The 13,332-nt window shown below is 63.7% G+C and carries 11 protein-coding genes; 4 read left to right on the top strand and 7 right to left on the bottom strand.

Annotated features, from left to right (window positions below; translation table 11 throughout):
- The first annotated feature begins 86 nt into the window (after window positions 1-86).
- The gene (locus ABX298_RS08355) at window positions 87-704 is read left to right on the top strand and encodes a hemolysin III family protein (protein ID WP_013974522.1); all 618 of its coding nucleotides are present in this window, start codon (window positions 87-89) and stop codon (window positions 702-704) included.
- Here ABX298_RS08355 and ABX298_RS08350 read toward each other — a convergent pair whose 3' ends face one another.
- Window positions 705-1,424 (bottom strand): 16S rRNA (uracil(1498)-N(3))-methyltransferase, encoded by a 720-nt coding sequence (locus tag ABX298_RS08350; protein ID WP_085691403.1) that lies wholly within the window; start codon window positions 1,422-1,424, stop codon window positions 705-707. It abuts the gene before it with no gap.
- A 129-nt stretch (window positions 1,425-1,553) separates the two neighbouring features.
- Window positions 1,554-2,960, bottom strand: coding sequence for an adenosylmethionine--8-amino-7-oxononanoate transaminase (locus ABX298_RS08345; protein ID WP_025340900.1), 1,407 nt, complete (start codon window positions 2,958-2,960; stop codon window positions 1,554-1,556).
- A gap of 265 nt (window positions 2,961-3,225) precedes the next feature.
- Here ABX298_RS08345 and ABX298_RS08340 point away from each other — a divergent pair, with 265 nt between their 5' ends.
- The 3 genes from ABX298_RS08340 (at window position 3,226) to ABX298_RS08330 (ending at window position 6,517) form a co-directional block, all read left to right on the top strand.
- Window positions 3,226-5,079 carry an FAD-dependent oxidoreductase gene (locus tag ABX298_RS08340; RefSeq protein WP_367394292.1) on the top strand — a complete coding sequence of 618 codons (1,854 nt, stop codon included), beginning with the start codon at window positions 3,226-3,228 and terminating at the stop codon, window positions 5,077-5,079.
- A 273-nt stretch (window positions 5,080-5,352) separates the two neighbouring features.
- Window positions 5,353-5,904: a cytochrome b gene (locus ABX298_RS08335; RefSeq protein WP_025340898.1), complete on the top strand. Its 552-nt coding sequence runs from the start codon at window positions 5,353-5,355 to the stop codon at window positions 5,902-5,904.
- 34 nt (window positions 5,905-5,938) lie between these two features.
- Window positions 5,939-6,517 carry a YceI family protein gene (locus ABX298_RS08330; RefSeq protein WP_075046586.1) on the top strand — a complete coding sequence of 193 codons (579 nt, stop codon included), beginning with the start codon at window positions 5,939-5,941 and terminating at the stop codon, window positions 6,515-6,517.
- A 158-nt stretch (window positions 6,518-6,675) separates the two neighbouring features.
- On the opposite strand, the gene ABX298_RS08325 is transcribed toward ABX298_RS08330, so the two are convergent.
- The 5 genes from ABX298_RS08325 to ahcY all read right to left on the bottom strand — a co-directional run bounded on the left by ABX298_RS08325 (window position 6,676) and on the right by ahcY (window position 13,329).
- Complete coding sequence (locus tag ABX298_RS08325; RefSeq protein WP_075046585.1) at window positions 6,676-8,565, bottom strand: DEAD/DEAH box helicase; 1,890 nt, start codon at window positions 8,563-8,565, stop codon at window positions 6,676-6,678.
- 219 nt (window positions 8,566-8,784) lie between these two features.
- Window positions 8,785-9,573: a substrate-binding periplasmic protein gene (locus ABX298_RS08320; RefSeq protein ID WP_367394291.1), complete on the bottom strand. Its 789-nt coding sequence runs from the start codon at window positions 9,571-9,573 to the stop codon at window positions 8,785-8,787.
- A gap of 166 nt (window positions 9,574-9,739) precedes the next feature.
- The gene (locus ABX298_RS08315; RefSeq protein WP_367394290.1) at window positions 9,740-10,816 is read right to left on the bottom strand and encodes a hypothetical protein; all 1,077 of its coding nucleotides are present in this window, start codon (window positions 10,814-10,816) and stop codon (window positions 9,740-9,742) included.
- A gap of 92 nt (window positions 10,817-10,908) precedes the next feature.
- Window positions 10,909-11,754 carry a methylenetetrahydrofolate reductase [NAD(P)H] gene (metF, locus tag ABX298_RS08310; RefSeq protein ID WP_025340893.1) on the bottom strand — a complete coding sequence of 282 codons (846 nt, stop codon included), beginning with the start codon at window positions 11,752-11,754 and terminating at the stop codon, window positions 10,909-10,911.
- Window positions 11,755-11,919: 165 nt separating this feature from the next.
- Window positions 11,920-13,329: an adenosylhomocysteinase gene (ahcY, locus tag ABX298_RS08305; RefSeq protein WP_025340892.1), complete on the bottom strand. Its 1,410-nt coding sequence runs from the start codon at window positions 13,327-13,329 to the stop codon at window positions 11,920-11,922.
- Between the last annotated feature and the right edge of the window lie 3 nt (window positions 13,330-13,332).

The following is a 13,332-nucleotide window of genomic DNA, read 5'->3' as shown; positions in this document are numbered from 1 at the left end:
GATCCCTGTGGGAGCGGGTTTACCCGCGAAGAGGCCGGAACAGAAGGACGCAGGAACCCAGCCCACCTCAGGAGGTCTGTGTTTGCATGTACTACGGTGAACGCTTCAACGCCTGGACCCACCTGGTCGGTGCCGTCCTGGCCTGTATCGGTGCCATCTGGCTGATCGTGGTCGCGGGCCTGCAGGGCGACCCGTGGAAGATCGTCAGTTTCTCCATCTACGGCAGCACCTTGCTGTTGCTGTACAGCATTTCTACCCTGTACCACAGCACTCGCGGGCGGGCGAAGGTGATCATGCGCAAGCTCGATCACCTGTCGATCTACCTGCTGATCGCCGGCAGCTACACGCCGTTCTGCCTGGTCAGCCTGCGCGGACCCTGGGGCTGGAGCCTGTTCGGGGTGGTCTGGGGGCTGGCGGTGATCGGCATGCTGCAGGAGATCAAGCCGCGATCCGAGGCGCGCATCCTGTCGATCATCATCTATGCGGTGATGGGCTGGATCGTGCTGGTGGCGGTCAAGCCATTGCTGCACTCGCTCGGCAGCGCCGGCTTTGCCTGGCTGGCCGCAGGCGGGGTGTTCTACACCGTCGGCATCATCTTCTTCGCCTTCGACAGCCGCTTCCGCCACTGGCATGGCATCTGGCACCTGTTCGTGATCGCCGGCAGCCTCATGCACTTCGTGGCGGTGTCGTTCTACGTGCGTTAGTTAAAAGTCGCCCCACAGTTGCTGTGCCACCGACAGTGCCACCACCGGTGCGGTTTCGGTGCGCAGCACGCGTGGGCCGAGGCGTGCAGCGTGGAAACCGGCAGCCTTGGCCTGGTCGACCTCCGCTTCGCTCAGGCCGCCTTCGGGGCCGATCAGGAAGGCCAGGGTGGCCGGCTTGGCATGGCTGGTGAGTGGTTCGGCCACCGGGTGCAGGACCAGTTTCAGGTCGGCCTTGGCACTGTTCAGCCACTCGGCCAGGGTCACTGGCGGGTGGATGACCGGCAAGGTCGAGCGGCCGCATTGTTCGCAGGCGCTGATCGCCACCTGGCGCCAGTGCGCCAGGCGCTTGTCGGCGCGCTCGTCCTTCAGCCGCACTTCGCAGCGTTCGCTGACGATCGGGGTGATTTCGTTGGCGCCCAGCTCGGTGGCTTTCTGGATCGCCCAGTCCATGCGCTCGCCACGGGACAGGCCTTGGCCGAGGTGCACGTGCAGTGGTGAATCGGCCTGGCCGGCGAGGGCCTGGTCCAGGCTGACGCGCACGGTTTTCTTGCCCACTTCGAGCAACTGGCCGCGGTATTCCTGGCCACTGCCGTCGAACAGTTGCACGGCGTCGCCGGGGGCCATGCGCAGTACGCGGCCGATATAGTGGGCCTGGGCTTCGGGCAGGTCATGCTCGCCAAGGCTCAGGGGGGCGTCGATGAAAAAGCGGGACAGTCTCATGGTTGAGCTCAAGCTAAAGGGAGAAGGTGGTCCCTGTGGGAGCGGGTTCACCCGCGAATGCGGCGGTGACTCCACTATTGCATTCGCGGGTGAACCCGCTCCCACAGGGTACGCGGCGGGCCTCCGGGCTTAGCCCGGGTCGCGGAAGTCGGGGTGGAAGTTGGCCGGTACGGCCACGCTGACGCTATCGCGGGTGGCAATGTCGATGCCTTCGCTGGCCACTTCTGCCAGGAAGTCGATCTGCTCTGGCGTAATCACATACGGCGGCAGGAAGTACACCACGCTGCCCAGCGGGCGCAGCAGGGCGCCACGCGTCAGGGCATGCTCGAACACTTTCAGGCCACGACGCTCTTGCCACGGGTAGGCAACCTTGCCTGCCTTGTCCTGGACCATCTCGATGGCCAGGGCCATGCCGGTCTGGCGAATCTCGGCCACATGCGCGTGGTCGGCCAGGTGCGCGGTGGCGCTGGCCATGCGGGTGGCCAGGGCCTTGTTGGCCTCGATCACGTTGTCCTGCTCGAAGATGTCCAGGGTTGCCAGCGCCGCGGCGCAGGCCAGCGGGTTGCCGGTGTAGCTGTGCGAGTGGAGGAACGCGCGCAGGGTCGGGTAGTCGTCGTAGAACGCCTGGTACACCTTGTCGGTGGTCAGGCAGGCAGCCAGTGGCAGGTAACCGCCGGTCAGGGCCTTGGACAGGCACAGGAAGTCCGGGCGAATGCCGGCCTGTTCACAGGCGAACATGGTGCCGGTGCGGCCGAAGCCCACGGCGATTTCGTCGTGGATCAGGTGCACGTCGTAGCGGTCGCAGGCCTCGCGCAGCAGCTTGAGGTACACCGGGTGGTACATGCGCATGCCGCCGGCACCCTGGATCAGCGGTTCGACGATCACCGCGCTGATCGAGGCGTGGTGCTCGGCCAGGGTCTGTTCCATGGCCTGGAACATGGTGCGCGAGTGCTCTTCCCAGCTTGTGCCCTCGGGGCGCAGGTAGCAGTCGGGGCTGGGCACCTTGAGGGTGTCGAGCAGCAGCGCCTTGTAGGTTTCGGTAAACAGCGGCACATCACCGACCGACATGGCGGCGATGGTTTCGCCGTGGTAGCTGTTGGTCAGGGTGACGAAGCGCTTCTTGCCCGGCTTGCCGACGTTCTGCCAGTAGTGGAAGCTCATCTTCAGCGCCACTTCGATGCACGACGAACCGTTGTCGGCATAGAACACCCGGTCGAGGCCGGCGGGGGTCATGGCTACAAGGCGCTCGGACAGCTCGATCACCGGCTGGTGGCTGAAACCGGCCAGGATCACGTGCTCCAGCTGGTCGACCTGGTCCTTGATGCGCTGGTTGATACGCGGGTTGGCGTGGCCAAACACGTTGACCCACCAGCTGCTCACCGCATCCAGGTAGCGCTTGCCTTCGAAGTCTTCCAGCCACACGCCTTCGCCGCGCCTGATCGGGATCAGCGGCAGCTGCTCGTGGTCTTTCATCTGGGTGCAGGGGTGCCACAGGACCTTTAGGTCGCGTTGCATCCACTGATCATTGAGGCCCATGGGCACTTCTCCTGGCTTTGCGGCTTGGTTCGACCGCGTAAGCCTAAGCAATGCCGCAGGGCAGGACAACCGCCGCTGTTCATCGGGTTGCCAGCTGAGCTTGCCACCGCGTGGAATCGCTGCAGGCAAAAATGTCAGTGGCGAAAAGGACTTGATGTCACTGCGCTGGCAGGGTCGGCGGACCTGACGTATTCTTAACGCATCTCTCCCGGGGCATTCCTGCCTCTCCCCGTTTCTGTAACCCCCTGACTCGGAGTTCGCCGACATGGCTGCTGCTTGGGTGCGCCTGTGCGCGTTGGTATTGATTGGTGTGTCCAGCGGCGCCGCGCTGGCAAAGGACAAGACACCTTCGGCGATCGTCGTGGGTGGCGGCCTGGCGGGCCTGACGGCCGCCTACGAGCTGCAGAACAAAGGCTGGCAGGTGACGCTGCTGGAAGCCAAGGCGGGCATGGGCGGGCGCTCGGGCCTGGCCACCAGCGAGTGGATCGGCAACGCCAAGGCGCAGCCGGTGCTCAACCAGTACCTCGACCGTTTCAAACTTGAAACACTGCCAGCACCGGAGTTCGTGCGTACTCCCGGTTACCTGATCGACGGCGAGTATTTCAGCGCCACCGACCTGGCCACCAAGCAGCCGGCAACTGCCGATGCGCTCAAACGTTACGAGAAAACCCTCGATGACCTGGCCCGTTCGATCGATGACCCGCTGAACCCGCAAGCCAACAGCACGCTGTTTGCCCTCGACCAGATCAACGTCTCCACCTGGCTGGACAAGTTGCAACTGCCGACCACCGCCCGTCAGCTGGTCAACCAGCAGATCCGTACCCGCTACGATGAGCCATCGCGCCTGTCGCTGCTGTACTTTGCCCAGCAGAACCGCGTGTATCGCGGCGTCAGCGACCGTGACCTGCGTGCCGCGCGCCTGCCCGGCGGCAGCCCGGTGCTGGCCCAGGCGTTCGTCAAGCAACTGAAGACCATCAAGACCAGTTCGCCTGTGACCTCCATCGTCCAGGACAAGGACGGTGTCACGGTCAAGGTCGGCAGCGTCGGCTATCAGGCGGATTACCTGGTCATGGCCGTACCCCTGCGCGCCCTGGCCAAGATCCAGATGACCCCGGGCCTGGACAGCCAGCACCTGGCGGCGTTGAAGGGCACCAACTATGGCTGGCGCGACCAGCTGATGCTCAAGTTCAAGAAGCCGGTGTGGGAAAGCCGCGCGCGCATGTCGGGCGAAATCTTCAGTAACGCAGGCTTGGGCATGCTGTGGATCGAACCCGCGCTCAAGGGTGGCGCCAACGTGGTGATCAACCTGTCGGGCGACAACGCCCGTCTGCTGCAGGCGTTCGGCGACAAGCAGATGGTCGATCAGGTGCTGATCCGCCTGCATGCGTTCTACCCACAGGCCCGTGGCTCGTTCACCGGCTACGAGGTCAAGCGCTACAGCACCGACGCCGGTACCGGCGGCGCCTACCTGGCCTATGGTCCGGGCCAGATCAGCAAGTACTGGCGCCTGTGGGAGCGCCCGGTGCAGCGCATCACCTTTGCCGGTGAGCATACCGACGCCCTTTACCCAGGCACCCTGGAAGGCGCCCTGCGCAGTGGCCAGCGCGCGGCCAGCCAGGTGCAGGACCTGCTGGCCGGCAAGTCGTTCGACCCGGCCAAGGCGGCACCGGTGGCGGCGGCAGCAGCTGCAGGCGCCGTGGCGGCCAAGGAGAGCAAGGGCGGGTTCTTCTCCAACATGTTCGGTGGTTCTTCCGACAAGGGCGACAAGGCTGACAAGACCCCGGTCAAGGCCGAGCCGAAGCCGGTCGATGAGGCCAAGCAGGACAAGCCGGGCTTCTTCAAGCGCCTGTTTGGCGGGGCGGACAAGCCTGAGGTGAAGGCCGAGCCGATTGCCAAGGCCGAGGAAGTGGCGCCGGCACCTGCGCCAGCGCCGCAAGCCGCACCGGCCCCGGTTGCGCCAGCGCCTGTGGTCAAGGAAGCGGCGGCCAAGCCTGCTGCTACCAAGGCTGCATCTGGCAAGCATGCACCGGCGCACAAGCCAGCCCAGACCAAGAAGGCAACTGCCAAGTCCGAACCGGCCAAGAAGCCGGTGGCCAATACCCAGGCCAAAGCGGGTTGATTTGTTGACTTTGCTGGCCCTATCGCCGGCAAGCCAGCTCCCACAGGATCATCATAGGTTCGAAGGCCTGTGCAATACCTGTGGGAGCTGGCTTGCCGGCGATAGGGCCGGCACTGGCATCCGCTGATTACCCAACTATCGTTAATGTTTCCTTAATGGGAAGCTTACAGAATACATATCGGATTTCTCGATAATCCAAAGCAATTTTTTACGCTTTTATTCGATGCGTTACGCGTTAGTCTGTGCACAGCTTTCACGGGGAAACACGTCAACATGCAACTGCGCAATTCATCTTCTCGCTACGGCGTGGTCAGCATCGTCCTGCACTGGGGCGTGGCTCTGGCAGTCTTCGGCCTGTTCGGCCTGGGCCTGTGGATGGTCGGCCTCGACTACTACAGCCCTTGGCGCAAGGCCGGCCCGGACCTGCACAAGAGCATCGGCCTGGTGCTGCTGGCGGTGATGCTGCTGCGGGTGGTCTGGCGCTTCATCAGCCCGCCACCACCGGCACCGGCCAACCACGGCGCACTTACCCGCCTGGCAGCCAAGTTGGGCCACCTGGCCCTGTACCTGGGGCTGTTCGCGGTAATGATTGCCGGTTACCTGATTTCTACCGCCGACGGTGTCGGCATTCCGGTGTTCGGCCTGTTCGAAGTGCCGGCACTGGTCAGCGACCTGCCCGACCAGGCAGACCTGGCTGGCGTGATTCATCTCTGGCTGGCCTGGGGCTTGGTGATTTTTGCCGTGCTGCATGGCTTGGCAGCGCTCAAGCACCATTTCATCGACCGTGACGCGACCCTGACCCGCATGCTGGGCCGCAAAGCTTGACTCTCAACCTCAATTGCATAGGAAGGAAGTAAGGATGTTGAAAAAGACTTTTGCCGCTCTGGCGCTCGGTACCGCTCTGCTCTCCGCTGGCCAGGCCATGGCTGCCGAGTACAAGATCGACAAGGAAGGCCAGCACGCGTTCGTTGACTGGAAGATCAGCCATCTGGGCTACAGCTTCATTCACGGTACCTTCAAGGACTTCGACGGCAACTTCACCTGGGACAGCGCCAAGCCTGAAGCCAGCAAGATCAACGTCGACCTGAAAACCGCCAGCCTGTGGTCGAACCACGCCGAGCGTGACAAGCACATTTCCAGCGCCGACTTCCTCGATGTGAAGAAGTACCCGGAAGCCAAGTTCGTCTCCACCAGCGTCAAGTCGACTGGCGACAAGACCGCTGACGTGACTGGCGACCTGACCATGCACGGTGTGACCAAGCCGGTCACCTTCAAGGCCACCTTCAACGGTGAAGGCAAGGACCCATGGGGCGGCGAGCGCGCTGGTTTCAACGCCACCACCACGCTGAACCTGAACGACTTCGGCATCAAGGGCCCGGGCGCTACCTCGCAGACCCTGGACCTGGATATCAGTGTTGAAGGTGTGAAGCAGAAGTAATTTGCTTTAGCTGAAGTACCGAGGGGGCTGCTTCGCAGCCCTTTCGCGACACAAGGCCGCTCCCACAGGTATTGCGCTGCAAGTGAAATCTGCGCAATACCTGTGGGAGCGGCCTTGTGTCGCGAAAGGGCCGCAAAGCGGCCCCCTCATACTTTTTGTCAGCCCTTGCGGGTCAGCAGCGCCGGACGCTCACCGCGCGGGCGGCTCGGCAGGTCATCCAGTTGCTCTGGCGTCGGGTAACGGTCGAGCTTGGATTCCTTGCGGATGATCACTGGCTGTTTTTCCGGCTGGCGCGGGTTGCGCACGGCCGGTTCCTGCCGGGCAGCATCGTCACGGGCCGGGCGACCACGGCCACCACCATCACGACGGGCGCCGCCACCATTGTTGGCGCGGGCCGGACGTTTCTCGCCGCCACCACCGCCGCTGCGCGGCTGGCCGCTATTGCGACCCTGGCCACCGGCGTTGCTGCGCTGGCCATTACCCTGGCCCTGACCTTGGCCGGCACTGCCACCCGGGCGGCGATTGCGGCCCTGGTTCTTGCCCTGGTACGGGCTGACATAGTCGGCACGGTTGCCGAAGTTGTCGATATCGTCGTCCAGGAACTCTTCCGGATCGCGGTCGACAGGCACTTTCGGCACGTTGCTGTTGCTGGCCTGCTGTTGCTGCTGGCGCGGCTTCTTGTCACGCGGCTTGCGTTGCTGCTGTTGCTTGTCGCCGCTCTTTTCCTTGTCGGCCGACTTGTCAGCAGCCTGTTGCTTGGCCTTGCCTTTATCCTTGCCCTTGTCCTTGCGGCCGCCGTTGGCGTCTTTGCCGCCTTCGCCGCGGGCCTGCTGGTTGCGGCCACCACGGCCGTTGTTCTGCTGGCGTTCGCGTACTTCAGGCTTTTCGGCCTCTACCTGGCTGGCGTCGAAGCCCATCAGGTCGCCGTCCGGGATCTTCTGCCTGGTCACCCGCTCGATGCTCTTGAGCAGCTTCTCTTCATCCGGCGCGACCATGGAAATGGCCTCGCCCGAACGCCCGGCACGGCCGGTACGGCCGATACGGTGGACGTAGTCTTCCTCGACGTTCGGCAACTCGAAGTTGACCACGTGTGGCAACTGGTCGATGTCCAGTCCACGGGCGGCGATGTCGGTGGCGACCAGCACGCGCACGCTGTTGGCCTTGAAGTCGGCCAGAGCCTTGGTGCGGGCGTTCTGGCTCTTGTTGCCGTGGATCGCAGCGGCGGTCAGGCCGTGCTTTTCCAGGTACTCGGCCAGGCGGTTGGCGCCGTGCTTGGTGCGGGTGAACACCAGTACCTGTTCCCAGGCACCCTGGGTGATCAGGTGCGCCAGCAGCGCGCGCTTGTGGCTGGCGGGCAGGCGGTAGACGCGCTGCTCGATACGCTCGACGGTAGTGTTCGGCGGGGTGACCTCGATACGCTCCGGGTTGTGCAGGAGCTTGTCGGCGAGGTCGGTGATGTCCTTGGAGAAGGTGGCCGAGAACAACAGGTTCTGGCGCTTGGCCGGCAGGCGGGCGAGGACCTTCTTGACGTCATGGATGAAGCCCATGTCGAGCATGCGGTCGGCTTCGTCGAGCACCAGGATTTCCACGTGGGCCAGGTCAACCTTGCCTTGGCCGGCCAGGTCGAGCAGGCGGCCCGGGCAGGCGACCAGCACGTCCACACCCTTGGCAATGGCCTGGATCTGCGGGTTCATGCCGACGCCGCCGAAAATGCAGGCGCTGACCAGTGGCAGGTCACGGGCATAGACCTTGAAGCTGTCATGCACCTGGGCTGCCAGTTCGCGGGTCGGAGTCAGGACCAGCACGCGAGGTTGGCGCGGGCCATGGCGCTGCGACTTGTCGGGGTGGCCGGCCGGGAACAGGCGCTCGAGGATCGGCAGGGCGAAACCGCCGGTTTTACCAGTACCTGTCTGTGCGGCGACCATCAGGTCGCGGCCTTGCAACACGGCGGGAATCGCCCGCTGTTGCACGGGGGTCGGCTGGGTGTAGCCCGCAGCCTCGATAGCGCGGACAAGAGCCTCGGAGAGACCGAGGGAAGCAAAGGACATGGGCAATCCTGTTCTCGTGTGGGCTGGGCCCGTTTGGGATGTTCTGCCTGGCGCGACGGGCATCGGTGGGATGCGATCGCGTCCGGTCCAGCTGGGCTTTCACTGCACATCCGGTTAGCGGAGGGTGGACGCGAAGGCGCGTCGATGCCGATCGGGATGCCTGTTGCGAGGCCGAGCGTCCGGGCGTGAGCCGGGCGGGAAGGCCCGAGTATAACAGAGCTATCGCGCTGTGCTGCTTTCCTGCTGCTCAACGGCGTTGAGAATGTTTCCGATATCGCCTGTGTAGCGGCTGCTGATCGCTGCATAGGCCGGTTCCTGCTTGAAGCGCCGCAGTTCCGCGGCGAAGGCCTGGGCCAGTGCCTCCCGCCCCGGCTTGCGCGCCAGCCCCAGGTACTGCGCCTGGCGGCTTATCACCAGCGGCAGCTCCTCGACCTGCTGTTGCAGGCCCAGATGCCGCAGCAGGTAATGTCCGACCCTGCGGTCGGTGATTGCCAGGTCGATGCGGCCCAGCATCAGTTTGCCGAAGTTGGCTTCATGGGTAGGCGCGGCTTCGCGCCTGAAATGTACGGCCTCGTTGAACGCGGCACCATAGGCGTAGCCGGGTGAGGTGCCGACGGTGAGGCCGGCAAGGTCATCCAGCGCCTTGACGGCATGGCGACGTGCGCTGGCCTGGAACAGGACGAACTCGACCTCCGACATGGGTTCGGGGGCGTACACCAGGTAGGGCTGGCGCGACTCGGTCTGGAAGATGTCCATGATGCCGTCGGCCAAGCCCTGCTCGATCATTGCCAGGCAGCGCTTCCATGGCAGGAACTCCCACTCCACCTCGACGCCAAGGCGTTCGAACACCTGGGTGGTGACTTCGTAGTCGATGCCGCGCGGCTGGCCGTCGCGCTGGTACGCATAGGGTGCCCAGTCGTCGGTCACCAGGCGCAGGCGCTCGCCCAGGGCCAGCGGGCTCAGGCAGGCGAGCAACAGGATCCAGAACAGACGGGCGACGTGTGGCATGGCCGGAGATTACGCGCTCGGCCTGTTCAAGGCCAGTGAGGATGATGTTCTCCTGTGCTGGCCTCTTCGCGGGTAAACCCGCTCCCACAAGTACAGCACAAGCCTGCAAGCCAGCAGAGATCCTGTGGGAGCGGGTTTACCCGCGAAGAGGCCGGCACAGGTTCACTCAAGTGTGGGATGACCTCAGCAGATGCGCCTCGATATCCTTGCGCCGCTCGCCCAGCGACAGGCGCAACCCCGGGTGACGCAGGCACTGGCGCAGTTGCTCGGGCTCCACCTGGCCATGGCGGGCGTTGAGGTTTTCCAGGGCCTTGTCCCACCAGGCCGGCGCGCAGGCACGGTCGAACTCATTGGGGTAGGGGTAGCAGCCATACAGCAGCTCGCGGGCGAACTGGCGCTCATGGCTGGGCAGGGTCATGCTCAGCGCCTTGTAACCCAGGCGTTGCAGGGTCGGCGGCCGTGGCAGCTGGTCATTGACCAGGGACACATCGGCCAGCGCCGCGTGGCTCAGCGGGTCATGGCCGTGCTTGCGCAGCCAGGCCTGGATCTTGGCGCGGAACTGCGCCTTTCGGCTCCAGTAGTGGTGGATGACATCTGTGCATTCGGCCAGTTCCAGCGTGCGGTAGGCCGCCACTGCCAGGCAGAACTCCTCAAGGGTATAAGCCTCGCGAGCCAGGGGGTGGAACTCGTCCATCATGGCGATGGAACGGTCCAGGGTGCCGGCGTCCTCTGCGGTGAGGCCGATGACCCCGGAGTTGAGCAGTGGCATCTGGCAATCGGCCAGGCCCCTGGACTCGAGTATGGCCAGCAGGTTCTTGTACAGCAGGCACTTCTGGTTGCTGCCGTAGCGCGCACCGATGGCATTGCACAGCAGGCGGCCTGGGGCCACTCGGGCGAACAGCTCCAGCGGCGACTTGCGGAAGAAGGTGTCGGTGTCGATCAGCACTGCCAGCGGGTGTTGCTGCAGCACCTGACGCAACAGCACATGCTTGCTGCGGAAGTGATAACCGTGAGGGGCGTTCCATGCCTGACGCGTGGCTTCGTCCAGCAGGTGTACGGTGACCGGCAGGCCGGCATAGGGCTGCGGGTTGTCGGTGTAAACCTGGATGTCCATGGCTTCGCCTGCTGCCGTGCCCAGATGGGCGAGGGCGCTGACGATGCTGAAGCAGGCTTCCTGATGGTAGGTTGCCGGGCCAAAAGCCAGGTAGACGAGCTGTGGACGCGATGGCTGGAGGGGCTGCATGGCAGGCAAGACCTGTGTAACCGGAAAATGAATAAGGCTTTAGTCTATGACCAAAGCCTTAATCAAATCTTAAACAGATTTTGCAAAAAATTTCAGCGCGGCAGCTTCAGATTGTTCCAGATCGCCAAGCTCGGCTCGGCCTGGTTCAAGGTGTAGAAGTGCAGGCCCGGTGCGCCGCCTTGCAGCAGCTGTTCGCACATGCGGGTGATCACTTCTTCGCCGAATGCCTGGATGCTGGCGGTGTCGTCGGCATAGGCTTCCAGCTGCTTGCGGATCCAGCGCGGGATCTCGGCGCCACAGGCGTCGGAGAAGCGCGCCAGCTTGCTGTAGTTGGTGATCGGCATGATGCCGGGTACCACCGGGATGTCCACGCCCAGCTTCTGCGCGCGCTCGACGAAGTAGAAGTAGCTGTCGGCGTTGAAGAAGTACTGGGTGATGGCGCTGTCGGCACCGGCCTTGACCTTGTGCACGAAGTTGGCCAGGTCAGCCTCGAAGTTGCGGGCCTGGGGGTGCATCTCCGGGTAGGCGGCCACTTCCAGGTGGAAGTGATCGGCGGTTTCCTGGCGAATGAATTCGACCAGGTCGCTGGCGTAGCGCAGTTCGCCACTGGCCATGCCCATGCCCGATGGCAGGTCACCACGCAGGGCGACGATGCGCTTGATGCCTGCAGCCTTGTATTCGGCCAGCAGGGCACGCAGTTCGGCCTTGGTGTCGCCTACGCACGACAGGTGCGGTGCGGCGGGTACCTTCACTTCGCTTTCCAGCTGCAGCACGGTGTTCAGCGTGCGGTCGCGGGTCGAGCCACCGGCACCGTAGGTGCAGGAGAAGAAGTCCGGGTTGTAGGCGGCCAGCTGGCGGGCGACGCCCATCAGCTTTTCGTGACCGGCATCGGTCTTGGTCGGGAAGAACTCGAAACTGTAACGGCGTTCCTGGGACATCAGGCGTTCCTCTGGCAGCAAGCTTCAAGCGGCAGGCTGCAAGTAAAAGCCAGATCGGTTATGGCCGGCCTGGCTTGGGCATCGTTCAAGATCCTTATGCTTGAGCTGCAAGCGGCAACGGCATGGGCTGCCTTTGATTGCCGCTTGAAGCTTCAAGCTGGCCGCTTAGTAGCGGTAGGCGTGCGGCTTGAACGGGCCTTCGACGGTGACACCGATGTAGTCGGCCTGCTGCTTGGTCAGCTGGGTGACCACGCCGCCGAAGCCGCGGACCATTTCCAGGGCCACTTCTTCGTCGAGTTTCTTCGGCAGTACTTCAACGGTCAGGCGCTCGGCTTTCTTTTCGGCCGACAGGTCGGCGAACTTCTGCTCGAACAGGAAGATCTGCGCCAGTACCTGGTTGGCGAACGAACCGTCCATGATGCGGCTTGGGTGGCCAGTGGCGTTACCCAGGTTTACCAGGCGGCCTTCGGCCAGCAGGATCAGGTAGTCGTCGTTCTGCGGGTCGAAGCTGCCAGCGCCGGTGCGGTGGATCTTGTGCACCTGCGGCTTGACCTCTTCCCAGGCCCAGTTCTTGCGCATGAAGGCGGTGTCGATCTCGTTGTCGAAGTGGCCGATGTTGCACACCACGGCACGCTTCTTCAGCGCCTTGAGCATGTTGGCGTCGCAGACGTTGACGTTACCGGTGGTGGTCACGATCAGGTCGATCTTGCCCAGAAGGGCCTTGTCGATGCTGGCTTCGGTGCCGTTGTTGATACCGTCGATGAACGGCGAAACCACTTCGAAACCGTCCATGCAGGCCTGCATGGCGCAGATCGGGTCGACTTCGGTGACCTTGACGATCATGCCTTCCTGACGCAGGGACTGGGCCGAGCCCTTGCCCACGTCACCGTAGCCGATAACCAGGGCCTGCTTGCCCGACAGCAGGTGGTCGGTACCACGCTTGATGGCGTCGTTCAGGCTGTGACGGCAGCCGTACTTGTTGTCGTTCTTGCTCTTGGTAACCGAGTCGTTGACGTTGATCGCCGGGACTTTCAGCTCGCCCTTGGCCAGCATGTCCAGCAGGCGGTGCACGCCGGTGGTGGTCTCTTCGGTCACGCCGTGCACGCGCTCCAGCACTTGCGGGTACTTCTTGTGCAGCAGCTCGGTCAGGTCGCCACCGTCGTCGAGGACCATGTTGGCGTCCCATGGCTGGCCATCCTTGAGGATGGTCTGCTCCAGGCACCACTCGTACTCTTGCTCGGTTTCACCTTTCCAGGCGAACACCGGGATACCGGCGGCGGCGATGGACGCGGCGGCCTGATCCTGGGTGGAGAAGATGTTGCAGGACGACCAGCGCACTTCGGCACCCAGGGCAACCAGGGTTTCGATCAGCACGGCGGTCTGGATGGTCATGTGGATGCAGCCCAGGATCTTCGCACCCTTGAGCGGTTGCTCGGCCAGGTACTTGCGACGCAGGCCCATCAGTGCAGGCATTTCCGATTCGGCGATGATGGTTTCGCGACGACCCCAGGCGGCCAGGGAGATGTCGGCGACTTTGTAATCGGTAAAACCAGCAGGCATGTTTGCAGCGCTCATGAG

This window comes from Pseudomonas sp. X4 (assembly GCF_040784925.1).
Classification (GTDB): Bacteria; Pseudomonadota; Gammaproteobacteria; order Pseudomonadales; family Pseudomonadaceae; genus Aquipseudomonas; species Aquipseudomonas putida_Z.
This window is presented reverse-complemented; position numbering and strand designations above follow the sequence as displayed.